A 26040-nucleotide genomic window follows, 5' to 3' on the forward strand; every position below is an offset into this window, starting at 1 on the left:
GGGTTAGGCAGCTTCCCCGATGATGTCTGCATAGCCATTGGCTTCGAGTTCGAGCGCGAGGTTCTTGTCCCCGGATCGGATGACCTGGCCCTTGTAGAGCACGTGGACCGTGTCCGGGACGATGTATTCGAGCAGGCGCTGGTAGTGGGTGATGACGATCACGGCGCGATCCGGCGACTTCAGCGCATTGACCCCGTCCGCGACGATCTTCAGCGCGTCGATATCCAGGCCCGAGTCGGTCTCGTCGAGGACGCAGAGTTTCGGCTCCAGGAGTGCCATCTGCAGGATTTCCGCGCGCTTCTTCTCCCCACCCGAGAAGCCGACGTTCAACGGCCGGCGCAGCATGGTGGGATCGATCTTCAGTTCGCCTGCGGCTTCCTTGACCCGACGCATGAACTCGGGCGTCGTCAGTTCTTCTTCGCCGCGCGCCTTGCGCTGCTCGTTCATCGCCACCTTCAGGAACTGCATGGTTGCGACCCCCGGAATTTCGACGGGGTACTGGAAAGCGAGGAAGATACCTTTGGAGGCGCGCTCCGCCGGGTCGAGTTCCAGGATGCTCTCGCCGTTGTAGAGGATGTCGCCCTCGGTGACTTCGTAGTCCTCGCGGCCGGACAGGATATAGGACAAGGTCGACTTGCCCGAGCCGTTAGGGCCCATGATGGCGGCGACTTCGCCGGCCTTCACGGTCAGGTTCAGGCCGCGGATGATCTCGGTGCCGTCTTCGGCGATGCGGGCGTGCAGGTTCTTGATCTCAAGCATTGTCAAATCCTCTCGGACGAATATCGTTGCGTGCTGTGCACGTATTTTATGAACAGGTTGCGTTAACCGACGGAGCCTTCGAGGGAAATCCCGATCAGCTTCTGTGCCTCGACAGCGAATTCCATCGGCAGTTCCTGGATGACATCCTTGACGAAGCCGTTGACGATGAGCGCAATCGCTTCCTCTTCCGGAATACCGCGCTGCATGACGTAGAACTTCTGGTCCTCGGAAATCTTCGACGTCGTTGCTTCGTGCTCGACCTGGCCCGAGGCGTTCTTGACCTCGATATAGGGAACGGTGTGCGCACCGCACTTGTCGCCGATCAGCAGCGAGTCGCAGTTGGTGAAGTTGCGGGCATTCTCGGCGCGCCGATGGATCGAGACCTGGCCGCGATAGGTGTTCTGCGACACGCCAGCGGAGATCCCCTTGGAGATGATGCGGCTCGACGTGTTCTTGCCGAGGTGGATCATCTTGGTGCCGGAGTCGATCTGCTGGTGGCCATTGGAAACGGCAATCGAGTAGAACTCGCCGCGGCTTTCGTCGCCGCGCAGGATGCAACTCGGATACTTCCAGGTGATCGCCGAGCCGGTCTCGACCTGCGTCCACGAAATCTTGGAGCGCGCGCCGCGGCAATCGCCGCGCTTGGTGACGAAGTTGTAGATGCCGCCCTTGCCCTGGGCATCGCCCGGGAACCAGTTCTGCACCGTCGAGTATTTGATCTCCGCATCGTCGAGAGCAACCAGTTCGACAACCGCCGCGTGCAACTGGTTCTCGTCGCGCTGAGGTGCCGTGCATCCTTCCAGGTAGGAGACGTAGGCGCCTTCTTCGGCGATGATCAGCGTGCGCTCGAACTGGCCGGTGTTCTTCTCGTTGATGCGGAAATAGGTCGACAGTTCCATCGGGCAACGGACGCCCTTCGGTACGAACACGAAGGATCCGTCGGTGAAGACTGCCGAATTGAGGGTCGCATAATAGTTGTCGGTAGTCGGAACGACCGAGCCGAGATACTTCTTGATGAGGTCGGGATGCTCGCGGATCGCCTCGGAGATCGACATGAAGATCACGCCGGCTTTCTCCAGTTCCTTCCGGAACGTCGTCACGACCGAGACCGAGTCGAAAACCGCATCGACGGCGACCTTGGACGTCTTCACGCCGGCGAGGATTTCCTGCTCGCGTAGCGGAATGCCCAGCTTCTCATAGGTCCGCAACAGTTCGGGATCGACTTCGTCAAGCGAGGTCGGACCGGTCACGTTCTTCGGGGCCGCGTAATAGTAGATGTCGTTGAAGTCGATCTTCGGGTAGTCGACGCGTGCCCAAGTCGGCTCTTCCATCGTCAGCCAGCGACGATAGGCGTCGAGGCGCCATTCCAGCATCCATTCCGGCTCCTGCTTCTTGGCCGAAATGAAACGGATGATTTCTTCGGAAAGACCCTTGGGGGCCTTGTCCACTTCGATGATCGTCTCGAAGCCGTATTTGTACTGATCGATGTCGATCCCACGGACCTGATCGATTGTCTCCTGGACGGCGGGCATACGCGTTCTCCAACTCTCAGCCGACGTCTGCCGGCACCTCTTTGTTCGGGCGGGAAGTTCCGCCCCTCATGTAATGGCCAAAAGGCGTGTTTCCCACCTTTCGGCAAGCGGAAAATTGCCTTTCCGCATGTTTCTTGCCGCTAGGCGGCCTTTCCCGCCGAAGGTCGCCGGCGGGCAATCTTCTCGAACGCCGCCAGCGCGGCGTCTATGTCGGCTTCACTCGTCGTGGAACCCAGGGATATCCGGAGCCCGCCGGTTTCTGCATCGAAGCCCATGGCCGAAAGGACATGGCTCTGGCCCACCTTGCCCGAGGAGCAGGCAGACCCTGCGGAGATCGCGATCCCTTCGAGGTCGAACGCGATCTGTCCGGTTTCCGACTTCAGGCCGGGCAGGCTGAAGAAGCACGTGTTGGCGATCCGCTCCACAGCATCGCCATGGATGATCACGTCGGCCGTTACCTGGCGCATTCCCTCCTCCAGCCTGCGGCGCAGGGCGGCGATTGCGGCATTGCGTTCGCTCAGTCCCTCAAGTGCTGCTTCCGCCGCTGCCCCGAAGCCGATGATCCCGTGGAAATTCTCTGTCCCCGACCGGTGACCCTTCTCCTGCCCGCCGCCGCGGATCAGCGGTGCCGGCATGAGCGCCTCCCCCCGTGTGACAAGCGCCCCCACCCCTTTCGGTCCGGCGATCTTGTGCGACGACAGGAGAAGGAAATCCGCACCGAGCTCGTTGATGTCAACCGTCATCCTGCCCGCAGCCTGGACGGCATCCACGACGATCATGCCGCCATGCTCGTGAACGAGGCGGGCAGCTTCCACCACAGGCTGGATCACGCCGGTCTCGTTATTCACGAGCATCAGGGCGACCATCGGCATGCCGAGAGATGCATCATGGGCCTGCAAAGCCGCCGCCAGGACATCGAGATCTACGACGCCGGATGGCGTAACACCGATCTGCACAACGGACTCCAGCGGAAAACGGCCGCCTTCGCGAACGGCCGGATGCTCGATCGCCGAGACGTAAAGCCGACCGATCGCCAGCGGCGATCGTCCCATCCGGAAGTCCGGGGTCAGCACCTGGTTTGCGGCCTCGGTGGCACTGCCGGTAAAGATCACATGCGCGGGGTCCGCGCCGACCAGGGCCGCCACCTGGCGCCGCGCCTTCTCCAGCGCCGTGCGCGCGGCCCGCCCTTCGGCGTGAACGGAAGAGGCATTTCCCGGAAGCTGAAGTGCCTCCAGCATGGACAGCCGTGCCGGGTCACCGATCGGTGCCGTCGCGTTCCAGTCCATGTAGACGCGCGTCCTAGCCATTGCCGGAACCGTTTCCTTTCCTAGATGTCTAGCCCAGCCGAACGCGGCATTCGATACTACCGCATTTTCCTTGAAATCTCGGACGGGCTTGCCTTATGAGACGTCGACCGGGCCAATGAGGCCCAAATTTCGAATGGTTCTAAACTGAGTTCTAGAAAAGCTGACAGGCTTCGTCAAGTCTAGACTTGGCACTTGGTTCGAAACCTGAACTGTGACCGGAGTACCTATGCCCGAAGTCATCTTCAACGGCCCTGCCGGCCGCCTGGAGGGCCGTTACCAGCCTTCGAAGGAAAAGAGCGCGCCGATCGCGATCATCCTTCATCCGCACCCGCAATTCGGTGGAACGATGAACAACCAGATCGTCTACCAGCTCTTCTACATGTTCCAGAAGCGCGGGTTCACGACGCTGCGGTTCAACTTCCGTGGCATCGGGCGCAGCCAGGGCGAGTTCGACCATGGCGCCGGAGAGCTTTCGGATGCGGCCTCGGCGCTAGACTGGGTGCAGAGCCTGCACCCCGATTCGAAGAGCTGCTGGGTTGCCGGCTACTCCTTCGGTGCCTGGATCGGTATGCAGCTTCTCATGCGCCGGCCGGAGATCGAGGGCTTCATGTCGATCGCGCCACAGCCGAACATCTATGACTTCTCCTTCCTGGCCCCCTGCCCGTCCTCAGGCCTCATCATCCATGGCGATTCCGACAAGGTTGCTCCGGAGAAGGACGTGCTGGGCCTTGTCGACAAGTTGAAGACCCAGAAGGGGATCCTGATCACGCACAAGACGGTTGAGGGGGCCAACCACTTCTTCAACGGTCAGGTGGACCAGCTACTGGCGGAGTGCGAGGACTATCTTGATCGCCGCCTTGAAGGGGAACTCGTTCCCGAACCGGCCGCCAAGCGCATTCGGTGACGGCGGCCGTCGGCGCATCTTTTTGATGGTCTATCGGACCTCGCCGCTGACGATCGAGAGCGCCGGCGGTGCCGGCCCGGCGCGCCGTACGCAGTTGCGGCCATCGGCCTTGGCCCTGTAGAGGGCCCGGTCCGCATCCCGCATGGCGTCTGGAAGGCTTTGGTCCTTGGCCAGTGCCGCCACGCCGAAGCTCGCGGTCGCCCTGAAGCCGGCGGGAAGGCCGGGGATCGAAAGCGACGCCATCGACGCCCGCAGGACCTCGGCAAGCGGGACGGCTGCCGCCAACTGGATGTTCGGCAGGAAGACGGCGAATTCCTCACCACCCAGCCGCCCCACGACGGCCGACGGGGGAACGCGGCTGCGCAGGAGTTCGCCTAGGGCTTCGATCACCGCATCGCCGCAGTGATGACCGTAGGTGTCGTTGATGTTCTTGAAATGGTCCAGGTCGCACATGATGACGCTGTGCGGGCTGGTAGGAGCGCCGCGCAGCAGCGTGGCAACGTGATTTTCGAACCCCCGGCGGTTGAGAAGCTTGGAAAGCGCGTCCTGCTCCGAATTGCTGCGCTCTTCGGCCATGATCTCCAGGACGAGAACGGCGAGGAGCATCAGGCCGGCGGTCACGACCATGACACCGGTCGCGCTCTGGGAGATGATCGCGTAGTTGGTGGTGACGTAGTCTCTTGCGGTCTCACCGGCTCCGACGACGACGGCAAGCGCCGCCTTCCCAACGAAATGGACGGCTGTCAGAAGCAGAAGCGCCGCAAGCGCCCAATCGACAGGAAGCTTTCGAGACGAGCGGAACACCGAACCGGCGCCCGACAATGCGAGCCAGGCGAATGGTGCCTGGTAGGTGAAGGCATGGGCGACGGTGCCGCGCGGCAGGTCGTAGATCATCAGGTCGATACCGCACCAGACGGCGAAGAAGAGGACTTGGCCGGACAGGCTTATCCGGTCGCCGTACAGTCTGGCGATGCCGACGCGCAGCAACTGCAATCCGCCAAGGACAGAGGCGAAGGCGCCGACGGCCGAGACCTTCACCAGGTCCGTATGCGCCACCATCAGCTCGAATAGCGTGGAGAAGGCGGCGACGGCAAAGCCCGCGGCAATCCATCGGGCCGCGATCCGTGAACGGCTTCGGGTGGAAACGACCACGAAGACGACGAAGAAGGACAAGGCGATGATGAAGTTGACCGCCAGGAAGAAGTTCGTGCCGTTCATAGCTGCTGAACTGCAGGACCGTGCAGCATCTCCGTTCAGGGGTCAGAAGTGTGCACGCCGACCTTCAGCGGCGGCGCAGCGGTTCGAGGCCGACGCGAATCAGCTCCTCTCGCCCGTCGGGCGGTAGCATACACCGCCCCCGAGGGGGGAGCCTACCCCCGTGGTTCCCGGGAACGTCAAGGGCAGACCCAGCAAGGATCGTACGGCAAGATAGGCCCAGGCCTCCGCCTCCATGGCGTCTCCGTCAAACCCTAGGTCCTCCGCTGTCGCGACCTTTGATCCTGCCTTGCCTGCGAGGATGGCGAGATCCTTCATCAGGACGCGATTCAACCGGCCGCCTCCGCACACGACATAGAGCGCCGGACGTTCCGGCAGATGCCGGACGGACCGCAGGATGGAGGCCGCCGCGACATAGGCGAGCGTCCGAGCTCCGTCGGCAAGCTCCGCCTCATCCGGCTGCGGCGGCAGGAAGTCGCTCCGGTCCAGCGACCGACGGACCGGCGCGGTGAAGAAGGAGGCGCCGAGATAGCGTTCCGCCAGGTCCGGGACGATGCTCCCTCCCGAAGCGATGGCGCCGCCCTGGTCGAACGGTATGCCTGCCTGGGCCTCGACCCACTGGTCGATCAGGTTGTTGCCCGGCCCGCTGTCGAACGCGATGATCTCGCCGTCCCGCCCCAGGAACGTCAGGTTCGAGATGCCGCCGATGTTGACGAAGCAGACCGGCTTCTCCTGCGTCGGCAGCGATGCCGCCAGTGCTGCGTGATAGGCGGGCACGAGCGGCGCCCCCTGCCCGCCGTGCAGCATGTCGTTCGCCCGCATGTCGCAGACAACGGCAATCCCGGTCTCGCGGGCCAGCATGGGCCCGTCGCCCAGTTGCACGGTCAGCGCCTGATCCGGTCGATGAAGCACCGTCTGCCCATGAAAACCGATGGCGTGGATCTGGTCCGCCGTCAGCCCGTTCTCCTTGAGGAACCGGCTGACGGCGGCTGCATGGCGGAGGGTCAGTTCTTTCTCTACGGCCTCGAGTGTGCCCGGACGCTCTGACCGGTCACGGATTGCCTGCGCGTCGGCCAGGGACTGCTTGAGCTGCTGGCGGAATCCTGCATCGTAGGGAAGTCCGAGAAAGGGACCGCGTTCCACCCTCTCCCGCCCGTCCGTCCTGACAAGGGCGACGTCGATACCGTCCATCGACGTCCCGCTCATCAGCCCGATTGCCGTTTTCATTCCGTTCATCGGTGGCACCCAGAATCAATTTTGAAGTGATTATGCCGGGAAACAGTGCTAGACGCCCGCCCGTACGTAAGAAACCCTTGCCAGAGATAGTCATGACCAGCTTCAAGTCCGATTTCCTCCGCACCATGCATGAGCGCGGCTTCATCCATCAGATTTCTGATGAGAGCGGCCTCGATGACCTGCTCGCGAAGGAGACGGTGACGGCCTATATCGGCTTCGATCCGACGGCGCCCAGCCTGCATGCGGGGGGGCTGATCCAGATCATGATGCTGCACTGGTTCCAGGCGACCGGCCACCAGCCCATCTCGCTGATGGGCGGCGGCACCGGCATGGTGGGCGATCCCTCCTTCAAGGAGGAAGCGCGGCAACTGATGACCCTCGACACGATCGAGAGCAACATCGCCTCGATCAAGCGGGTGTTCGCCAACTACCTCGACTATGACAAGGGGCCCAAGGGCGGTGCCAGCATGGTCAACAATGCCGAATGGCTTCGCGAGTTGAACTATCTCGAGTTCCTGCGCGATGTCGGCAGGCATTTCTCCGTCAACCGCATGCTCTCCTTCGATAGCGTCAAGACGCGCCTTGACCGCGAGCAGTCGCTGTCCTTCCTGGAATTCAACTACATGATCCTCCAGGCCTACGACTTCGTGGAGCTCAACAAGCGCTACGACTGCCGGCTGCAGATGGGCGGCTCCGACCAGTGGGGCAATATCATCAACGGCATCGATCTCGGTCACCGCATGGGGACACCGCAGCTCTACGCCCTGACATCGCCGCTGCTGACCACCTCCTCGGGCGCCAAGATGGGCAAGTCCGTCAACGGCGCCGTCTGGCTCAACCCGGACATGCTGTCCGCCTATGACTTCTGGCAGTACTGGCGCAATACCGAGGACGCCGACGTGGCGCGCTTCCTCAAGCTCTACACGACGCTGCCTATGGATGAGATCGCCCGGCTGTCCGCCCTCGGAGGTTCGGAGATCAACGAGGTGAAGAAGATCCTGGCGACCGAGATCACCGCCATGCTCCACGGTCGCGAGGCGGCGGAGCAGGCGGCGGAGACGGCGCGGAGGACTTTCGAGGAAGGCGCACTGGACGCCAACCTGCCCTCCGTCGAAGTGCCGCGTGGCGAACTGGAAGGCGGCCTCGGCCTGCTGACCCTGCTGGTCCGGGCCGGACTGGCTGCCTCCAACGGTGAGGCGCGGCGCCATGTGCAGGGCGGCGGCGTCCGTATCAATGATGTCACCGTCGCCGATGAGCGGAAGCTGATAGGCACCGACGACTTGACGGGTGAGGAGGTCGTGAAGCTGTCGCTCGGAAAGAAGAAGCACATCCTGGTGCGCCCCGCCTGAAGGGTTCCCGCGCAGATGCTTCCGGCCGCGATGCCACCATCCGGGGCCGCGTTCAAGGGGCACGTTCAGGTCACTGGAACTCGAATATCTGGCGGAAGATGCCGGGCGCGATGATCGACAGCGGGTTGACCGTCAGCCGCGGTTGCTCGAACGGACCTTCAAGCTTGAAGGTGATGCCGAGTAGGCCGCGGTCCCGTCCGTTGCCAAGGATGGCGCCGATGATCGGAAGCTCTGCGAACAGTCGGTTGAGCCCGTAGGCGGGCATGAAGGTCCCGGTCATGTCCATTCGGCCTGCGGCGTCCCGGAGCATCCCCTGGAAGCTGGCGCCGATCTGCTCGCCCCGGACGATGCCGTTTTCGATCGACAATGAACCGTCACGGTAGACCACCCGGGCAAAGCCGCGCTGGAACCGGGCGGAACTGACGTCGATGTCCCGCCGGACGGCGGCGTTCAGGCTGCGGCCGTCCTCGCCGACGGGTGTCGAAACCAGCGACTGCAGGCGCGATTCGTTGAGGAGCGCAAAGTTGCGGATGTCGATCGATCCACTCCACACGCCCCCCTGCTGCGCCCTCAATGTGACGTTGAGGAGCCCCCCGCGCATCCGGTTGTAGAGATCGGCGAAGCGGGCAACGGCGCCTGCGTCGCCACTGGTGATGGAAATCGCGGCTCCTTCGTTCATCCGGCTCACGACGGCTTCGCCGCTGGCGGTGACGGCGGAGAAGTCCGCCGCCGCGATGGAACCGTTTCTGGTGGAGAACAGCATCGCGACGTTCGACAACGTTTCCTCGCCAAAGCCGAAGGCCTTGTCCAGCTTCACGTCGACCGTGATGTCTTCATCTCCCTCGTCCCCTGTCTCGCCAGAAGATCGGAGCTTCTTCAGGATTGGCCTAAGGTCGGCGGACGACCCCGCCGCGGAGACGTGAAGTCCACCGCGCTGCCGCCTCAGATCCACGGAGAAATTGTCGCTCGGCGACAGCTTGAGCTGCGAGAATCGTCCCGATTGCAGCGATCCGTCCTGGAGCGTGAACTCCCCGCGGGCGCCGAACCCCTTGCCGTCGAGCTGGAAATTTTCGATCCGCTTGCTGCCTCCGACGTCCAGGACGTCGAACGTGGCGGTCGCCGGGACGCCATTGCCCTTTGTCCATCCGACGCCCGGAACCGAGAGGTCGGCCTGCGTGAGATCGAGCGAGATCGTCTGGCGATCGTTCTCCAGAAGACTGATCTCGGCGCGCATCGTCCCGTCCACGACGTCGTCGAGACCGGGCACGAGCTTCCTCCGCTGCGCGTTGTTGAGGGTCGCCACGATATGGCGCTCCCGTACGACGGGGGAGTTCTTGCCGACAGGTGCTACGAGGGTGACTTGCGACGGGACGTCATCGATCGACGCGTCCGCCTTCAGCCGCGCCGCCTGCGGATCGACCCGCAGAAGACCGGTGACGTCGGTGATCGTCCTGTCGGAAAATTTCGGCACGAGATCGACATCCGTCAGCGCTATCTCCGTGCTCCAGGTCGGCGCGGGAGGGTCATGCTCCGAGATGAGCCCCATTCGCGCCGTTACGTTCGCGCTCGCGGTCCCGACAAAATCCTCAGGCTTGAAATCCGTCTCCTTTAGGGCATTCAACGGCGCGAAATCGGCCAGTTCGGCGATCGCATCTGCCGCGCCGGAAACGGATAATTTCAGTTCGCCCATCAGCGGCTTGGCATAGGTGGAGGGGATCGTGAACTGCGACGTCCCGACGTCGACGACGCGTCCGGAGGGGAAGTAGGAGTTCGCCTTCTCGACATTCACGTTCATCAGCTCGCCGCGAAGGTCGAACCTGCCCTTCAGGTCGCGCAGCGGCGGGATCTCGCCTGGCAGGTTCATGCGGGCATTGTCGATATTGAAGGCGATCTGCAACTCGTTGGCATCGAGCTCCATGGGATGGTCCGGACCTCTCATGCGGCCTGCGGGAATGAAGACCGCGATCGAGCCCTCCGTGACCGTCCCGCCGAACATGTTCTCCAGCACCCAGTCACGGGCTTTGCGGGCCATCCAGAACGGCCACAGTTGCTTGACGCCGGTGACCTGCATCGTCGGCAATTGCGCTCCGAAGCTGATTTCGGGAGATTCGTCCCCAAAATGCACCCGCAGCGATCCCGCCATGCTGCCGAGCGGGCTTGAAACCAGCATGTCGTCGACCTGCAGCTCCCGCTCGACGGAGAGATATCGTCCCCCTGCCCTTAGATCGAAGATCGCCGGCGGTTCACCGGAGCCCTCCGCCTCGGCCCGAGCGCCGCTGATCAGAATACTCAATCCGAACCCTGGACGGGTATCGGAGGCGTCGAGGCGGTTCAGGTCGATAACGGCACCCACGAAGGGCAGAACCGTCGGACCGAAGCGAATCTCGGACGGGAGGAGTTCCAGCGAGTTCCTGGAGAAATCATAGGCCGCATGGATCGATCCCCCGGACAGTTGCTGCGCGACCCCGTCGAAGTAGAACAGTCCCGGAGACTGTCTGAGGGTTGCGGTGATGGCGGGCTTCGTCGATTCGCGTGCGCGCACGGCCGAAAGATCGAGATCGACGGTTCCCTGGACGCCGTCGCGTGGCGCACCGTCATCGGCCCGCCGCAGCAGGAAGGGGGTCATCTCCATTCCTGTCAGTGTCGCCGACAAGGCCGAGGTCACGCCATTGACCACGGACGCATTGGCCTTCAGTGCCGCCGCCTGCCCGTCCAGGGTCACTTCGCCCGTCACCGTGATCTCGCCGGGTCCGGAGCGGGCGAGGTCTATCTCGGCGATCTCCAGAGCCGTCGGCCTCCGGCCCGGTGCGGCCGGCAGCAGAACCTCGACACCCGAAATGCGGATAGACCGCGTTCCGGTCCTCTCCATGAGGCCGCGCGCCTCGTCGAGGCGCTGGAAGGATTGCTCCAGGAGTTGCGGAAGCCTGTCGACCCGTACCTGCGATAATGCTACCGGATCACCCGCCGGCAAGGCTCCCGTATCGAGGTGCACCCCATCGGCTTCCATATGACGGATCGAAATCCGGCCGGCCACGAGCGCGAGCGGGTCGATCGCCATTCGCATGGCTTCGGTGCGGGTCAGGTGAAGGCCGCTCGCCCGCTCCACGATATCGACATCCCTCGCCTCGAGGGCCAGGCGGAAATTCGAATCGAAACGGATGGCGGCCGAGCCCACGGTGGCCGCATATCGCGGCCCGATGGCGTTGTTCAACGCATCGCTGGCGCGGGTGGACAGCGTGCCGTCTACCACCCCTCCCTCGATCGCGACGAAGGCGCTGCCGATCGCCGTCAGAACCAGCATGAGCGCGAGGACGATCGTCCGTCCCACCCTTCGCATGCGTGAGCGGGGCGGCGGGCAGTGCACGATGATCGGATCCTCCGCCTGCGCCGAAGGAAGCGTGTCGAGCGGCTTAATGTCCTTCTTGTTGAAGCTGACCTTTTCGCCGCGGATTTCGGACATTAATGGTTGCGCCTGCCTCTATGCCGGCGGCTGATCCGGCCGCCAATCTGCACAATATACATGATTTGCGGGCTCATCCTTCAAGATACTGGCGAAAGAAAGGACAATCATGACCAAACTGAACACCGGTGATAGCGCGCCGGACTTCACGCTGCCGCGCGATGGTGGCGGCACTGTTGCCCTGCGGGATTTTCGGGGCCGCGACGTCGTCCTCTACTTTTATCCTAAGGACGATACCACCGGCTGCACGGCCGAAGCGGTCGCATTCACTGCCCTGCTGCCGCAGTTCGAGGACGCAGGAGCTGTCGTCATCGGCATCTCCCCCGATCCGGTCGCCAAACATGACAAGTTCGCCGCCAAGCACGGCTTGCGCGTCGTTCTCGCGTCGGACGAGGAAAAGGAAGTCTCGCAGGCATACGGGGTCTGGGTGCAGAAGAGCATGTATGGCCGCACCTATATGGGCGTCGAGCGCTCGACCTTCCTGATCGGCAAAGACGGCAGGATCCGGAACGTCTGGCCCAAGGTGAAGGTGGCCGGCCATGCGGAGGAGGTCCTGAGATATCTCCTGGCCGAATGAAGGACGGACCCACCGCCCGTCAATGCTCCATTAACCCTAACGGTGTGTAATCGCTCGCATCGGATGGCGCTCGACACGATCACGGGGACGGTGTTTTGGCAGGGACGAACGCAAGGCGTGGGTTCGGGGAGAAGGGCGTCGAACACGTCCTCATTCTCGCCAGCGGCGACAGGATACGGCACGTCACGATCCGTCCGTGGATGACCGGGCTAGCCATTTTCTTCGTCGCCCTCTTCACCGTCGGCTATCTCGCGGCGACCGCCTACCTGATCTTCCGGGATGATCTGATCGGCGCGGCTATGGCGCGGCAGGCCCGGCTGCAGCACGACTACGAGGATCGCATCGCGACCCTGAGGGCCCAGCTCGACCGGGTGACGTCGCGACAGCTCGTGGACCAGCAACTCGTCGAGGAAAAGGTCGAGAAACTCCTGGAGCAGCAGAGCGCGCTGTTTTCGCAGCACGGCAAACTCGGCTCGCTGCTGGACCGGGCCGCCGAATTCGGGCTGGTGACGCCGCCGGTGGCGCAGCCGCCGATTCCCGCTCAGCGTGAAGCGGCCCTTGAAACCGGCCACCAGGCGATCGATTCGCTCCTCTCGGAGCCCGGCCGGTCGCCCGCCGAGACGCCGAGCGCCCTGTCCTATGCACCTTTGCGGCAGGAACTATCCCATGATACCGAGCGCCTCTTCTCCGACGTGACCCTCTCCCTCAAGACTATCGAGCAGGAACAGATGGCCCGGATCTCCGAGCTGACCGTGGGGGCGGAGCAGACCGCGACCGAGATCGCCGCCATCATCAGGAAGACGGGAATCGACGTGGATGCGCTTGCCGAACCGGCGCCCGGAGGTCTGGGCGGTCCCTTCGAGGAGCCGGAAGCGCGGTCCACCGTCTTCAATGCCTCGCTCAACGAACTGGACGCCGCCCTGACCCGCCTTGAAGCCTTGCGCGGAACGGCGAAGACCCTTCCCTACGGAAGCCCGGCTCCCGGCCAACCGGTGACGAGCCGGTATGGAAACAGGATCGATCCGTTCATTGGCCGACTCGCCCTCCACGCAGGCATGGACTTTCAGGCGGAGACGGGTGCGAAGGTCCTGAGCACGGGCGCCGGAACCGTCATTTCGGCGGAATATTCCGGTGGCTACGGCAATCTCGTCGAGATCGACCACGGATATGGAATCACTACGCGCTACGGTCACCTGTCGCGTATCCTCGTCTCCAAGGGGGAGAAGGTCGAAGCGGGCTCCCTTATCGGGCGCGCTGGGTCGACGGGCCGCTCCACCGGGCCGCACGTTCACTACGAAGTCCGCCGCAACGGAAGTGCGGTCGATCCGGCACGGTTCCTGAACGCGGGAATGAAGCTGCGCACCTATCTGAACTGACGGGGCGCACCAGGATTTCCAGCTCCCGGAGTGGACCTGTTCACCACTGCGGCAAGCAGTTCACGCGGTTTCCTTGACTTCAAGGCCTTTTCCCCTTATGTGCCCGGCAGAGGTTGGGCATGTTTTATGTCGCGACCGTTGTGTTCTATGAAGAACCTGAACGGAAACAGATTTCCCTTTGACAACATTTGCTGATCTTGGCCTGAGCCAGAAAGTCCTCTCTGCCGTCACCGACGCTGGCTACACCACGCCGACTCCCATTCAGGCAGGCGCCATTCCGCCTGCGCTTCAGCGCCGTGACATCTGTGGCATCGCGCAAACGGGCACGGGCAAGACCGCCTCCTTCGTCCTGCCTATGCTGACGCTCCTGGAAAAGGGTCGCGCTCGGGCACGCATGCCGCGGACGCTGATCCTGGAGCCGACGCGCGAACTGGCGGCCCAGGTAGCCGAGAACTTCGAGAAGTACGGCAAGAACCACAAGCTGAATATCGCGCTCCTCATCGGCGGGGTTTCTTTCGACGAGCAGGACCGCAAGCTGGAGCGCGGCGCGGATGTCCTCATCTGCACGCCTGGACGCCTCTTGGACCATTGCGAGCGCGGTAAGCTGCTCATGACCGGGGTCGAGATCCTCGTCATCGACGAGGCCGACCGCATGCTCGACATGGGCTTCATTCCCGACATCGAGCGCATCGCGAAGATGATCCCGTTCACGCGGCAGACATTGTTCTTCTCGGCCACGATGCCTCCGGAAATCCAGAAGCTCGCGGATCGCTTCCTGCAGAACCCGGAGCGGATTGAGGTGGCGCCGCCCTCCTCCACCGCCAAGACCGTGACCCAGCGGCTGGTAGCGTCGCACCACAAGGACTACGAGAAGCGCGCTGTGCTTCGCGATCTCATCAGGCAGCAGGACGACCTGAAGAACGCCATCATCTTCTGCAATCGCAAGAAGGATGTGGCGGACCTTTTCCGGTCTCTCGACCGGCACGGCTTTTCGGTCGGTGCCCTGCATGGCGACATGGATCAGCGTTCACGCACCACCATGCTCGCCAATTTCAAGGATAACAACATCACCCTGCTCGTCGCCTCCGATGTCGCGGCGCGTGGTCTCGACATCCCGGACGTCAGCCATGTCTTCAATTTTGACGTGCCGATCCATGCGGAGGACTATGTTCATCGCATCGGCAGAACCGGACGTGCCGGTCGTTCGGGCAAGGCGTTCACGCTCGTGACACGCTCCGACACCAAATACCTCGATGCGATCGAGAAACTGATCGGCGAGAAGGTCGAATGGTTGAACGGTGACCTCTCCGCCCTGCCCGCTCCCATGGAAAGTCACGAATCTGACCGGGGCCGCAAGGGACGCGGACGGGACAAGGATCGTGACCGCGGAAGACGAGCCGATTCGGCCTCGAAGCCGGATGCACTCGTGGATGAAACAGTTGAAGAGGTTGTCGTGAACGCAGTAGCGGAACAGGTGAGACCCGAGCGCAAGGCCGACAGGAGACCGCAGCCGGGCAACCGGACAGGCCGCCAGAATCCGGCGAACGACGATTCGCGCGACCGGCGGTCGCGCCATCACCGCGACCACGACGACGGCCCCACTCCGGTCGGTTTCGGCGACGATATCCCTGCCTTCATGCTGATCGTCGCCAACGCCGGCAAGGCCTGATCGACATTGTCCGCCACACGACCCGGCATCGACTTTCCCGGCGTTGGCGCCGGGCTGGTGATCCTGCGCCCCGACGGCAAGGTGCTCCTGTGCCGCAGGCTGAAGGCGCCGGAGGCGGGCCACTGGAACATCGTGGGTGGCAAGGTCGATCTACTGGAGCGCTCCGAGGAAGCCGCCCGGCGGGAGGCGGAAGAGGAAACGGGTCTTCGCATCGGGCGAGTCGAGTTCCTCTGCACTGCCGAAGAGATCGTTGCTGCAGACCGTCAGCACTGGATTTCCCAGATCTATGTAACCACCGATTTCTCCGGTGAACCGTCGCTGACGGAGCCCGACAAGCTATCGCATATCGGCTGGTTCGACCGTCGCGAACCGCCCTCGCCTCTCTCGCAATTCGCTGCGACGGCCTTCGAGGCCCTGAATGCAAAGCTCAGCGGAGCCTGAGTGGCTTGCACTACTGCTTTCCTGACCTCACGGCGGCCTCGTAGGCCAGGCGCAGCCACTTTCCCATGACATCGGGATCGTCGAGTGCCTCGTCGGGCACCGTCCAGTAGGGCATCGCGACGGCTTTCCCCGTCTTGCCTTCATAGCTCCATTGGCTGGCACCCGCAGCCGCGAACTCGGGAGCACTCGCGGCGTCGGCTTTCAGGAGGATTTCCCCGGTGGAAAGCTCCAGTGCGATGATCTGACCGTGGTGGTAGATGCCTTTGCCGCCGAACATACGGCGGATCGATACTGGGCCGAGCGGTTCGAACAACTCCTCGATTGCGGCATTATCCATCGCCCTTGGCCTCCAAGTGTCCCCCGGCGGCGATAACGGCTTCCACCGTATCGACGTCGACATGCGCCGCCGCTCCGATCTCTACATCGACGGTCGGAAGGCCGCAATTCTCGATCACGGCGCGCGCGCCCACGTCACCACGCAGAGACTGAACGTCCGGGAAGGTCGATTTGGGCAGGATCACCGGATTTCCGCGCTTTCCCTCGTGGACTGCACGGACGACGGCTTGCCCCCCGGCCTTGCGGAACGCCGCCATCATCCGGCGCAGGTGATCGGCGGTCACGGCCGGCATGTCCGCCAGCATGACGACAACGCCGTCGCATCGGTTCAAGGCCGGCAGGGACAATCCCGCCTGAAGCGAGCTTGCCATTCCCGACTCGTAATCGGGATTGAAGACGACGGTCAACGCCAATTCATCGAACGCTGCCTCAATGTCGCCGCGCCGGTGCCCGGTGACAGCCACCACGGGCGCCAGGCCGGCGGCAAGCAGTCGCTTGGCGCTCCGCCGGACAAGAGGCTCACCCTCGAAGGTGGAAAGTAGCTTGTGGGATCCGCTCCCGCCCATGCGCCGCGACTGGCCCGCCGCCAGCAGAAGTGCTCCGATCGAGATCGTGCCGGCTTGGGCGGAAGCCGTCTCGCGTGGCCTCGGCCGCTCGGGAATTTCGCCGAGCAGGCCGCCGACGCCCATTCGGCTGATATCCCGCCCGGACGGTTGCTCCCCTGCCAGTATCCGGTTCAGCACCCAGTCGAACCCGTTCTCCTTCGGAGAGCGCGCACAGCCGGGAGCTCCGATGACCGGGATAGATCCGATCCTTCCGAGCACCAGCAGGTTACCGGGGTCAACCGGCATCCCCACGCGCTCGACATGCCCGCCGGCTGCCCGGATGGCAGCCGGGATGACATCCTCGGGATCGGCGACGGCGGACGCGCCGAAGATGACGATCAGCCCCGGCGCATCGCCCTCGACCAGGTCCTTCAATTCGGTGGCAAGGCGCGCCTCATCGTGCGGGACCCTGATTTCCCTGTCGAGGTGACTCCCGGAGGCCGCCAGCCTTCGCTCCAGGAGCCGCGCCGTCTTCTCCATCACCGAGGTCTTCAGGCTAGGGAGTTCGGTCGCAACCAGCGTGACCCGGTGGGCGGTGAAGGGCTCGACGGAGAACGCGGGTACTTGCCCGAGGAGCTTGACCGCCTCCGCAACCTTGGCCCCTGAAACCGCCAGTGGGATGATTTTTACGGTAGCGATCATGTCGCCGGCGCGCACTGCCACGTAGTCGGCCAGGGTCGCGAGCGTGATGGCGGGATCTATGCCGTTCAACGCGTCCACCAGATCCCGATCGACGGTGAACAATCCGTTGACCGTCGAATGGACGTTCACGCGTCCCGTTGCCGCTGCCGAAAGCCGAAATGCCCCCGGCAGGAAGGCGGCGGATATTGCGCTGGCGGCCTCGTCTTCCAAGAGATCGCCGGGATCCAGCCGGACTGCCGTTATCTCCGTGACGCCGGTGGCGGCAAGAGCTTCGATGTCCTGCCCGGTGAGGATCCTGCCCTTGGGCAGTTTTCCGATGGACAGGCGGATGCTGTGGGCAAGGATGCATCCCTCAGCGTCCGACGGAGGCAGCCGGGAAAACCTCATGTCGGACTGCCGGTCATCTCGCGCCGGCGGAATGCCTGCACGACCTGCGCGAGGATCGCCACGGCAATCTCGGCGGGGCTGGCGGCGCCGATGTCGAGGCCGATCGGCGCTGCGATCCTCGCGATCTCGTCCTCGCCGAGCCCGCTCCGGGTCAAGCGGTCTATCCGCTTGGCATGGGTTTTCCGGCTGCCCAGCGCGCCGACATAGAAGCATTTCCTCCTCAAACCGTCGAGGATCGCGAAGTCGTCGATCTTCGGGTCATGGGTAAGCGCGACCAGTGCGGTGTATGGGTCGAGCGGCCGCCTGGCCAGCGCTTCTTCCGGCCATTCGGGCACGAGATCGACGTCGGCGAAGCGTTCGGGTGTGGCGAAGGCGGTACGCGGGTCTATGATCGTCAGGTCGTAGCCGGCCACGGGCGCCATGCGCGCCAGCGCCTGGCTGATGTGGACCGCGCCGATGACGACCATGCGCGGTGGGGGAAGATAGACGTTGAGGAACAGTTGGCGGCCTGCAATGTCGACGATCGAGGCCTTGCCGGTCATGAAGGCGATTGTCGCCGCATCAGCCAGGGGATCGGCCACGGGCTCGCCTTCGAGGATGACCTGCTCCCCCTGGCCGTCGAGGTCCGTTGCAAGGATCGCGGCCTTTCGAGCCTGTCGCGCGAGATTGAGCGCCTGCAGGGACCTGATCCACATCAGCCGAGCCTTTCGAGATGGACGCGGATCGTGCCTCCGCAGGAAAGGCCGACACGCCAGGCCGTTTCGTCGGCGACCCCGAATTCCAGCGTCCTCGGATGTCCCGTGGCGATGACATCGGCCGCCTCGCTGATGACCGCTCCCTCGACGCACCCGCCTGAGACCGATCCCTCGAAGTTCCCGTCGCCGTCGATGACCAGATGGCTGCCGGCCGGCCTGGGGGCCGAGCCCCAGGTCTGAATGACGGTGGCGATGGCCACCGCGCGGCCTTCTGCATGCCACGCCTCCGCAATCTCCAGCGGATCGAGTGCTCCAGCATCGCTCATGCGGCACTCCTTTCCCCCAGGAATCGGCGGGGATCGGCCGGTGCGGTGGCCTCGCCGTTCAGGGCTCGGGCCAGATCGGCAACGGATTGAAGGTTGTGGATCGGGCGAAGCTCGTCGACATGCGGCAGCATGGCCCGAACCCCTCGCGCCCTCGCCTCGAAGCCGTCGAAACGCAGCAGCGGATTGAGCCAGATCAGGCGCCGGCAGGAGCGGCGGAGCCTGTCCATCTCCCGTTCGAGCTCGTCCGTCCCCTCGCGCTCCAATCCATCGGTGATGAGAAGGACCATCGCCCCCTGCCCCAGCACGCGACGCGACCAGAGGCGGTTGAACTCCGCCAGCGTCGAGCCGATGCGCGTCCCGCCCGACCAGTCCGCGACGGCATCAGAACAGGCCGTGATGGCGTCGTCCGGATCCCGCCGGCGCATCTGCCGTGTAACATTGGTGAGCCGCGTTCCGAACAGAAAGGTCTGTACCCGGCTGCGCCGTTCGGTCAAAGCATGCAGGAAATGCAGGAACACCCGCGTGTACTGGCTCATCGAACCTGAGATGTCGGCGAGGACCACGAGCGGAGGCGCCACCTTCCGTCTCTCGCGAAAACGCGGGAGGATCAGGTCCCCGCCGCTGCGCATCGAATGACGCAAGGTGGCGCGCGGATCGAGCCGGAAGGAGGACGTGGACGAACGGAATCGGCGAGTCCGCCTTTCGTCCAGCGGCATCGCGAGGCGGGCGATCTCGCGGCGTGCGAGCGCCAGCTCCTCCACGGACATCTGCGCAAAATCCATCCGCTTCAGGACCTCTCGCGCGGAGGTCGTCAGGCGGGCATCCACGTCGATATCGGGAGGCGAATTGCTTTCGGACGAAGGCGGAGGAGCGGGTTTCGCCAATGCGTCCTCGACGCGGGTGTGACCGGATTTCGGCCGCGTCTTCTCCCCGCCTTCGGCGACCTTGGGCGACATCAATGCGATCATCTTGTTGACGAGGTCGCTGGACCGCCAGAAGAGGTCGAACGCCTCGTCGAAAACCGGCTGATCCTCGTGCCGGGTGAGGAAAACCGACGAGAGCGCCGCGTGGAATTCTTCCCGCGATCCGATGCCGATGGCCTCGATCGCCGCAATGGCGTCGGCGGAGGAGCCGGCGCCGCCCTTCAGGCCGGCACGGCGCAGGAGGCGCGAGAAATGAACCACATTCTCCGCAAGCTTCCCGCCATCGTTTTCGGAAAACGGCGGCCGGCTGCTGTCCTGTGTCCCGGACGACCTCATGCGTCAGCCCTCCGCCAGCAGTTCCGCCTTCACCTCCGAAAGCAGCCTCTGGCCCTCGCCGGTCTGGATGCGGGCGATGTCGTCCTGGTATTTCAGGAGCGTTCCCAGCGTGTCCGCCACCGTCTCCGGATCGAGCGCCAGCCGGTCCAGTTCCGTCAGTGCGGTCGCCCAGTCGATGGTCTCAGCGACGCCCGGACTCTTGAAAAGGTCGATCGTCCGCAGCTTCTGCACATAGGCCACCACCTGCCGGGACAGCCTCTCGTCGCAATTCGGCACCTTGCGGCGGACGATCTCGAGCTCCTGCCGGGCATCCGGATAATCCACCCAGTGGTAGAGACAGCGCCGCTTGAGAGCGTCGTGGATCTCACGTGTCCGGTTGGTGGTGATGATGACGATCGGCGGCTCGGCAGCCTTGATCGTCCCGAGTTCCGGAATGGTCACCTGGAAGTCCGAAAGGATTTCCAGGAGAAAGGCCTCGAACGCCTCGTCCGTCCGGTCGAGTTCATCGATCAGAAACACGGGTGCGGCCGCTCCGTCCCGCCCGAGGGCCTGCAACACCGGCCGCCGGATCAGATGCCGTACGTCGAAAATGTCCGCTTCCAGCCGCTCGCGGTCGCGGACGCCTGCCGCCTCCAGAAGCCGGATGTCCAGCATCTGCGCCGGATAGTTCCATTCGTAGACGGCGGAGGCGACGTCCAGGCCTTCGTAACACTGCAACCGGATCAGTTGGCGGCCAAGCGCCCTGGCCAGCGTCTTGGCGATCTCCGTCTTGCCGACTCCGGCCTCTCCTTCCAGGAAAAGCGGTCGCTGCATCCTGAGCGCCAGGAAGAGAACTGTCGCCAGTTGGCGGCCGGCGAGGTAATCATGCGCCTCCAAAAGGGCGATGGTCTCGTCGATCGAGGCTGGAATACGTGCTTCTTGCGTTTGCCCCATGTCTCCTCCTGGAGCCAATCTAGAGCGTACGGAAGCCCCGGTCCAGATACATGAGAGCGGGCCGATGAGGGCCGAAATGCATGCCGACGACCTCGCCGAACATTACGAAATGCGTCGAGGCCGGCTTGATCTCCGTTATCCGGCAATCGAACGAAACCAGCGCATCCGACAGGACGGGTGCCCCCGTCACCAAGGCCTGCCACCGGCCAAGCGCGAATCGGTCGTCTGCCGCGAGCTTGGAGAATCCGGCAAAGCCGGAGGCGAGCGGTTGATGATGTTCGGCAAGCGAATTGAGAGCGAAGACGCCGCTCTTGGCGAAGATCGCGTTGTTGGGATTGCTGCTGTTCAGGCAGACGAGAAGGCTCGGCGGATTGTCCGATACCGAGCAGGCCGCGGTGACCGTCACGCCGCGCCTCGTCCCCTCGAACTCCGTGGTCACCAGTTGGACATGGCCGGCGTAACGCGCCATCCCGTCGCGGTAGACCGCCGGATCGAACCTCTGCTGCTGTGTCAAATGCTTCTCCGTGGAGCACCGTACCCGTCCTGCGGACGCATATGGAGAAGCCTGCCGGACTTGTCTATGCCCGACCGGCCGCCGTATCCATCCGCTATATCCGATTCCCTTTGACGGCAACGGTCAGCCGGCTAAATGTGGAGCCTCGGAAAATGTAAGGAAGGATGATGCCCGTTCGACTGATCGCGGTTACCGCCGCTCTCTCGCTCCTGGCCGCGCCGATAGCGATGGCTGCGACGATTGCGGTCGTTGCCCCGCAGGCGGGGCCGTACGCCACGCTGGGGCAGCAGGTCCTGGCGGGCGCGCGGGCTGCCGCGAGCACCATGGGGCATACGGTGCTGCCGCTGGACGAGAACTGCGAGAGTGACGCGGCCGCCGTTGCCGATCGGATCATCGAAGGCAAGGCGGTAGCCGCCATCGGCTTCCTGTGCAGCGAAACCCTCGCGGGCGTCATGCCGCGGCTTTCGCAGGCCGCCATTCCCGCCCTTACCATCGCGGTGCGCTCCCGTATCCTCATGGAGGACGCCCGGCGGGAGGGCTGGCCGCTCTACCGCATGGCTCCCTCGGAGGGAGACGAGGCGGAGAAGATCGCCGAGGTCGTCCTGGAACGATGGAAAGCAGACCCTGTCGCGATTATCGACGACGGCACGATCTATGGCCGCGAACTCGCAAGCGCTGTCCGCCAGTCGGTGGAAGCCGGCGGAATCAGTCCCGTCTTCGTCGATACCTATCGGCCCGGACAGGAACAGCAGGTCGCGCTCGTTCGCCGGCTGCAGAAGGCCGGGGCGACCCATGTCGTCATAGGGGGTGACCGGAACGACATCGCAGTGATCGCAAGGGATGCGGAGAAGGAGAATATCCCGCTCCAACTCCTCGCGGGAGACACGATGCGCGCCGCCGACCAGCCCGTGCCTCTCCGCGACGGCGTTCTTGCCGTGGCGGTTCCGGACTACGCCGCGCGGCCGACGGCCGGGGATGCCGTCGCCGCGATCCGTTCCGCCGGCGTGGAGCCTGAGGGCTACGCATTGCCTGCCTATGCTGCAGTCCAGCTTGTCGACCGGGCCCTGTCGGAGGCGGTCGATACGCCGCCCCCGGAGAGGATCCGCCGGTTGCACGCAGATACGGTTGTCGGACCGATTGCGTTCGACGATCTCAACGACCTCTTCGAAAATCCGCTTCGTCTCCAGGAATGGCGTTCCGGCCGGTTTGTCGTGGTTGATATCCGGACGGAATGATTGTCCGCCCCACGGGGTGGTGCTACAGCGGCGGCATCAAAGCCGGAGACCTTCCATGACGCTGCCGATCCGTATCGCGCCTTCCATCCTCGCCGCCGATTTCGCGAAACTCGGGCAGGAAGTCCATGAGGTGACGCAGGCGGGCGCAGATTGGATCCATCTCGACGTGATGGACGGACATTTCGTGCCGAACATCTCCTACGGCCCGGACGTCATAAAGGCGCTTCGCCGCCACAGCACCGCATTCTTCGACTGCCACCTGATGATCACGCCGGCCGATCCCTATCTTGAGGCCTTTGCCAAGGCCGGATGCGACGGCATCACGGTCCATGCGGAATCAGGTCCCCACCTTCACCGCTCGCTCCAGACTATTCGCGCGCTCGGAAAGAAGGTCGGGGTCACCCTCAATCCGGCAACGCCGCTTTCCGTCTTGGAAAACGTTCTGGAGGACATCGACCTGATCCTGATCATGAGCGTCAATCCCGGTTTCGGCGGGCAGAAGTTCATCCCTGCCATGGTCGAGAAGATCCGCGCTGCCAAGGCGTTGATCGCGAGCCGCCCGATCGAGTTGGAAGTCGATGGCGGCATCACGCCGGAAACCATCGGTGCGGTCGCGGCTGCAGGCGCGAATGTTTTCGTGGCCGGCTCCGCCGTCTTCCAGGGCGGCAGCGTCGAAGCCTACCGCGAGCGGATTTCCGCTCTTCGGACGGTGGCAGCAGCGGCCTGATCCGGCCTATGCGTTGAGCTTTACGCCGCTTCTTGATACAGCGGCCGCAACTCTTGTTTTTATGGAAGGCCCACACCCATGATCCCGCGCTATTCACGGCCCGAAATGGTCTCCATCTGGTCGCCTGAATCCAAGTTTCGGATCTGGTTCGAGATCGAGGCCCATGCCTGCGACGCACTCGCAGCGATTGGGGTCATCCCGAAATCGGCCGCGGAAACGATCTGGGAAAAGGGCGGATCGGCAACGTTCGATGTCGCGCGCATCGACGAGATCGAAGCCGTCACCAAGCATGACGTCATCGCCTTCCTGACCCATCTGGCGGAGTTCGTCGGCCCCGACAGCCGTTTCGTGCATCAGGGCATGACCTCCTCCGATGTCCTCGATACCTGCTTCAATATCCAGCTCGTCCGGGCAACGGACCTGCTGCTGGCGGACATGGACAAGCTTCTGGACGCGCTGAAGCGCCGCGCCTTCGAGCACAAGGACACCGTTACCATCGGACGCAGCCACGGCATCCACGCCGAGCCGACGACCTTCGGCGTCAAGCTCGCCCAGGCCTATGCGGAATTTGACCGCAACAAGACCCGGCTCATGGCCGCTCGCGAGGAGATCGCCACATGTGCAATCTCCGGTGCCGTCGGGACCTTCGCCAATATCGATCCGCGGGTCGAGGAACACGTGGCGGCGGCCATGGGGTTGAAGGCCGAGCCGGTATCGACGCAGGTCATTCCCCGCGACCGGCATGCCATGTATTTCGCGACCCTCGGCGTCATCGCCTCCTCCATAGAGCGGCTGGCGATCGAGATTCGGCATCTGCAGCGGACGGAGGTCCTGGAGGCGGAGGAATATTTCTCGCCCGGCCAGAAGGGCTCGTCTGCCATGCCGCACAAGCGCAATCCGGTCCTGACGGAAAATCTGACCGGCCTTGCGCGCATGGTTCGCTCCTACGCCCTTCCCGCCATGGAAAATGTTGCGCTTTGGCATGAGCGGGACATCTCCCATTCCTCCGTGGAGCGGATGATCGGACCCGACGCGACCGTGACGCTCGACTTTGCGCTTGCCCGCCTGACCGGGGTCATCGACAAGCTGCTCGTATACCCTGAGAATATGATGAACAATATGAACAAGTTCCGCGGACTTGTTCACTCGCAACGTGTACTTCTGGCTCTCACGCAGGCGGGTGTTTCTCGGGAGGATTCCTATCGACTGGTCCAGCGCAACGCGATGAAGGTCTGGGAACAGGGCAAGGATTTCCTGGAGGAACTGCTGGCCGACGAGGAAGTGCGCGCCGCGCTCTCTGAGGAAGACATCCGCGAGAAGTTCGATCTGGCCTATCACACGAAGCACGTCGACACGATTTTCCGCCGGGTCTTCGGCGAGACGTGACATTTGAGGTGGAACGGCCGCTCGCGCCCGCGCGCGGCCGTCACCCGAGGTCCGCGACTGGGCGCCCCCCTTGCGGAAGACGCTTCGACGCACTTCTTCCCGTTATGCTTCCGCTCCCTTGACTTCATCCTCCCGATTTCTCACATCGGCGCCATTATGAAAGCATCCGAAGCCGATATCCTCATCATCCCCGGCTATACCAATTCCGGACCGGACCACTGGCAGAGCCGATGGGAAGCGAAGCTGTCGACGGCCCGTCGGGTCGAGCAGGCGGAGTGGTCCAAACCGGTCCGCGAGGACTGGGTCGAGCGCGTTGCCGAAGAGGTGAATGCCGCGATCCGTCCGGTCGTTCTCGTCGCCCATTCGCTGGGTGTCCCCACCGCAATCCATGCTATCCCGCATTTCCGCAAAAGGGTCGCAGGCGCCTTCTTCGTCGCTCCACCAGAAGTCGACAATCCCGCGATCCGTCCGAAGCATCTGATGACGTTCGGGCCCTATCCGCGAGCGCCCCTCCCCTTTCCGACATTGACCATCGCCAGCCGCAACGATCCGTTCGGATCGTTCGAGCACGCCGACGATATCGCCGCCTCCTGGGGTTCCCTGCTGATCGATGCGGGGGAATCCGGCCATATCAATGCGGAGAGCGGTCACGGGCCCTGGCCGGAAGGAACGATGGTGTTTGCGCAGTTCCTTGCCCGTCTGCAGCCCTGACGGTGCGCCCATCCTGAATGCAAAAAGCCGCGTCTCCCGACACGGCTTTCGGCAGCGATCGAACTGGGGGTGGAGGCTACTGCTTCACCTCGGCCACGGCATCCTGCAGGAATGCAAACATCTTCTGCCGGATGTCCTCATCCGAGACCGAAACGCCCGCGGCATCGAAGTCGGCGCGCAGCTTGCGGAACACGTCCTCTTCGCCGGCCTCCTGGAAATCGGCCTCGACGATGTCCTGGGCATAGGCATCGGCATCCCTGCCGAGAAGCTCGGCTGCCCAGCGGCCCACCAGCTTGTTGCGGCGGACGATCGCCTTGAACTTCTGTTCCTCGTCGAGCGCGAACTTGTTTTCGAATGCGCGCTCGCGATCTCTCATGTTGGTCATCTCTGTCTCCCGGTATCGGTGCTTTCGCGACCATAAAACAAAACCGCCGCCAAAGTGCAATGCGATTCGTCAAA

The 26040-nt window shown here is 63.6% G+C and carries 24 protein-coding genes; 10 read left to right on the forward strand and 14 right to left on the reverse strand.

Annotated elements, in window-relative coordinates; all coding sequences use genetic code 11:
* Positions 1 to 3 precede the first annotated feature (3 nt).
* The 3 genes from sufC to RTCK_RS13965 all read right to left on the reverse strand — a co-directional run bounded on the left by sufC (position 4) and on the right by RTCK_RS13965 (position 3598).
* On the reverse strand, positions 4 to 759 hold the full coding sequence (gene sufC / locus RTCK_RS13955; protein WP_142593250.1) for a Fe-S cluster assembly ATPase SufC: 756 nt from the start codon (positions 757 to 759) through the stop codon (positions 4 to 6).
* Positions 760 to 821: 62 nt separating this feature from the next.
* Positions 822 to 2291, reverse strand: coding sequence for a Fe-S cluster assembly protein SufB (gene sufB, locus RTCK_RS13960; RefSeq protein ID WP_142520625.1), 1470 nt, complete (start codon positions 2289 to 2291; stop codon positions 822 to 824).
* Between the two features lie 140 nt (positions 2292 to 2431).
* Positions 2432 to 3598, reverse strand: coding sequence for a cysteine desulfurase family protein (locus tag RTCK_RS13965; protein WP_142593251.1), 1167 nt, complete (start codon positions 3596 to 3598; stop codon positions 2432 to 2434).
* Between the two features lie 226 nt (positions 3599 to 3824).
* Between RTCK_RS13965 and RTCK_RS13970 the strand changes: the two genes are divergently transcribed.
* Positions 3825 to 4502: an alpha/beta hydrolase gene (locus RTCK_RS13970; protein WP_142520623.1), complete on the forward strand. Its 678-nt coding sequence runs from the start codon at positions 3825 to 3827 to the stop codon at positions 4500 to 4502.
* A gap of 30 nt (positions 4503 to 4532) precedes the next feature.
* On the opposite strand, the gene RTCK_RS13975 is transcribed toward RTCK_RS13970, so the two are convergent.
* Both RTCK_RS13975 and RTCK_RS13980 read right to left on the reverse strand, forming a co-directional pair.
* Entirely contained in the window at positions 4533 to 5720 is a 1188-nt protein-coding gene (locus RTCK_RS13975) for a GGDEF domain-containing protein (protein ID WP_142593252.1), read from the reverse strand.
* Between the two features lie 99 nt (positions 5721 to 5819).
* Positions 5820 to 6953 carry an anhydro-N-acetylmuramic acid kinase gene (locus tag RTCK_RS13980; RefSeq protein WP_142593253.1) on the reverse strand — a complete coding sequence of 378 codons (1134 nt, stop codon included), beginning with the start codon at positions 6951 to 6953 and terminating at the stop codon, positions 5820 to 5822.
* 92 nt (positions 6954 to 7045) lie between these two features.
* Here RTCK_RS13980 and tyrS point away from each other — a divergent pair, with 92 nt between their 5' ends.
* Entirely contained in the window at positions 7046 to 8302 is a 1257-nt protein-coding gene (tyrS, locus tag RTCK_RS13985) for a tyrosine--tRNA ligase (RefSeq protein WP_142593254.1), read from the forward strand.
* A gap of 70 nt (positions 8303 to 8372) precedes the next feature.
* Here tyrS and RTCK_RS13990 read toward each other — a convergent pair whose 3' ends face one another.
* A complete protein-coding gene (locus tag RTCK_RS13990) occupies positions 8373 to 11762 on the reverse strand; it encodes a YhdP family protein (protein WP_142593255.1) in 3390 nt (1129 codons plus the stop codon).
* 109 nt (positions 11763 to 11871) lie between these two features.
* Between RTCK_RS13990 and bcp the strand changes: the two genes are divergently transcribed.
* The 4 genes from bcp to RTCK_RS14010 all read left to right on the forward strand — a co-directional run bounded on the left by bcp (position 11872) and on the right by RTCK_RS14010 (position 15825).
* The gene (gene bcp, locus RTCK_RS13995) at positions 11872 to 12339 is read left to right on the forward strand and encodes a thioredoxin-dependent thiol peroxidase (protein WP_142520618.1); all 468 of its coding nucleotides are present in this window, start codon (positions 11872 to 11874) and stop codon (positions 12337 to 12339) included.
* Between the two features lie 95 nt (positions 12340 to 12434).
* Complete coding sequence (locus tag RTCK_RS14000) at positions 12435 to 13715, forward strand: M23 family metallopeptidase (protein ID WP_235988698.1); 1281 nt, start codon at positions 12435 to 12437, stop codon at positions 13713 to 13715.
* A gap of 178 nt (positions 13716 to 13893) precedes the next feature.
* Complete coding sequence (locus RTCK_RS14005) at positions 13894 to 15384, forward strand: DEAD/DEAH box helicase (protein ID WP_142520617.1); 1491 nt, start codon at positions 13894 to 13896, stop codon at positions 15382 to 15384.
* Between the two features lie 6 nt (positions 15385 to 15390).
* The gene (locus RTCK_RS14010) at positions 15391 to 15825 is read left to right on the forward strand and encodes an NUDIX domain-containing protein (protein ID WP_211181457.1); all 435 of its coding nucleotides are present in this window, start codon (positions 15391 to 15393) and stop codon (positions 15823 to 15825) included.
* A 10-nt stretch (positions 15826 to 15835) separates the two neighbouring features.
* Here RTCK_RS14010 and RTCK_RS14015 read toward each other — a convergent pair whose 3' ends face one another.
* The 7 genes from RTCK_RS14015 to RTCK_RS14045 are packed head-to-tail and all read right to left on the reverse strand — an operon-like array spanning position 15836 to position 21522.
* Entirely contained in the window at positions 15836 to 16162 is a 327-nt protein-coding gene (locus RTCK_RS14015; protein WP_142520616.1) for a TfoX/Sxy family protein, read from the reverse strand.
* Positions 16155 to 17795, reverse strand: a complete 1641-nt coding sequence (locus tag RTCK_RS14020) for an NTP transferase domain-containing protein (RefSeq protein WP_142520615.1) — start codon at positions 17793 to 17795, stop codon at positions 16155 to 16157. The genes RTCK_RS14015 and RTCK_RS14020 overlap by 8 nt, the downstream gene beginning before the upstream one ends.
* Entirely contained in the window at positions 17792 to 18490 is a 699-nt protein-coding gene (locus RTCK_RS14025; RefSeq protein WP_142520614.1) for an XdhC family protein, read from the reverse strand. The genes RTCK_RS14020 and RTCK_RS14025 overlap by 4 nt, the downstream gene beginning before the upstream one ends.
* On the reverse strand, positions 18490 to 18816 hold the full coding sequence (locus tag RTCK_RS14030; RefSeq protein ID WP_142593256.1) for an XdhC family protein: 327 nt from the start codon (positions 18814 to 18816) through the stop codon (positions 18490 to 18492). The genes RTCK_RS14025 and RTCK_RS14030 overlap by 1 nt, the downstream gene beginning before the upstream one ends.
* Complete coding sequence (locus RTCK_RS14035; protein WP_142593257.1) at positions 18813 to 20075, reverse strand: vWA domain-containing protein; 1263 nt, start codon at positions 20073 to 20075, stop codon at positions 18813 to 18815. The genes RTCK_RS14030 and RTCK_RS14035 overlap by 4 nt, the downstream gene beginning before the upstream one ends.
* Positions 20076 to 20078: 3 nt before the next feature.
* A complete protein-coding gene (locus RTCK_RS14040) occupies positions 20079 to 21008 on the reverse strand; it encodes an AAA family ATPase (protein WP_142593258.1) in 930 nt (309 codons plus the stop codon).
* Positions 21009 to 21027: 19 nt separating this feature from the next.
* On the reverse strand, positions 21028 to 21522 hold the full coding sequence (locus RTCK_RS14045; RefSeq protein ID WP_328803971.1) for a flavin reductase: 495 nt from the start codon (positions 21520 to 21522) through the stop codon (positions 21028 to 21030).
* A 167-nt stretch (positions 21523 to 21689) separates the two neighbouring features.
* Between RTCK_RS14045 and RTCK_RS14050 the strand changes: the two genes are divergently transcribed.
* From RTCK_RS14050 to RTCK_RS14065, 4 genes are all read left to right on the forward strand, one after another.
* The gene (locus tag RTCK_RS14050) at positions 21690 to 22757 is read left to right on the forward strand and encodes a branched-chain amino acid ABC transporter substrate-binding protein (RefSeq protein ID WP_235988699.1); all 1068 of its coding nucleotides are present in this window, start codon (positions 21690 to 21692) and stop codon (positions 22755 to 22757) included.
* A gap of 55 nt (positions 22758 to 22812) precedes the next feature.
* Positions 22813 to 23484: a ribulose-phosphate 3-epimerase gene (gene rpe / locus RTCK_RS14055; RefSeq protein WP_142593260.1), complete on the forward strand. Its 672-nt coding sequence runs from the start codon at positions 22813 to 22815 to the stop codon at positions 23482 to 23484.
* Between the two features lie 78 nt (positions 23485 to 23562).
* On the forward strand, positions 23563 to 24870 hold the full coding sequence (gene purB, locus RTCK_RS14060) for an adenylosuccinate lyase (protein WP_142593261.1): 1308 nt from the start codon (positions 23563 to 23565) through the stop codon (positions 24868 to 24870).
* Between the two features lie 156 nt (positions 24871 to 25026).
* Positions 25027 to 25581: an RBBP9/YdeN family alpha/beta hydrolase gene (locus RTCK_RS14065; RefSeq protein ID WP_142593262.1), complete on the forward strand. Its 555-nt coding sequence runs from the start codon at positions 25027 to 25029 to the stop codon at positions 25579 to 25581.
* A gap of 76 nt (positions 25582 to 25657) precedes the next feature.
* Here RTCK_RS14065 and RTCK_RS14070 read toward each other — a convergent pair whose 3' ends face one another.
* Positions 25658 to 25966 carry a DUF1476 domain-containing protein gene (locus tag RTCK_RS14070; RefSeq protein WP_142520606.1) on the reverse strand — a complete coding sequence of 103 codons (309 nt, stop codon included), beginning with the start codon at positions 25964 to 25966 and terminating at the stop codon, positions 25658 to 25660.
* Positions 25967 to 26040 lie beyond the last annotated feature (74 nt).

The sequence above is a fragment of the Pseudorhizobium endolithicum genome, assembly GCF_902153245.2.
GTDB classification, from domain to species: Bacteria; Pseudomonadota; Alphaproteobacteria; order Rhizobiales; family Rhizobiaceae; genus Neorhizobium; species Neorhizobium endolithicum.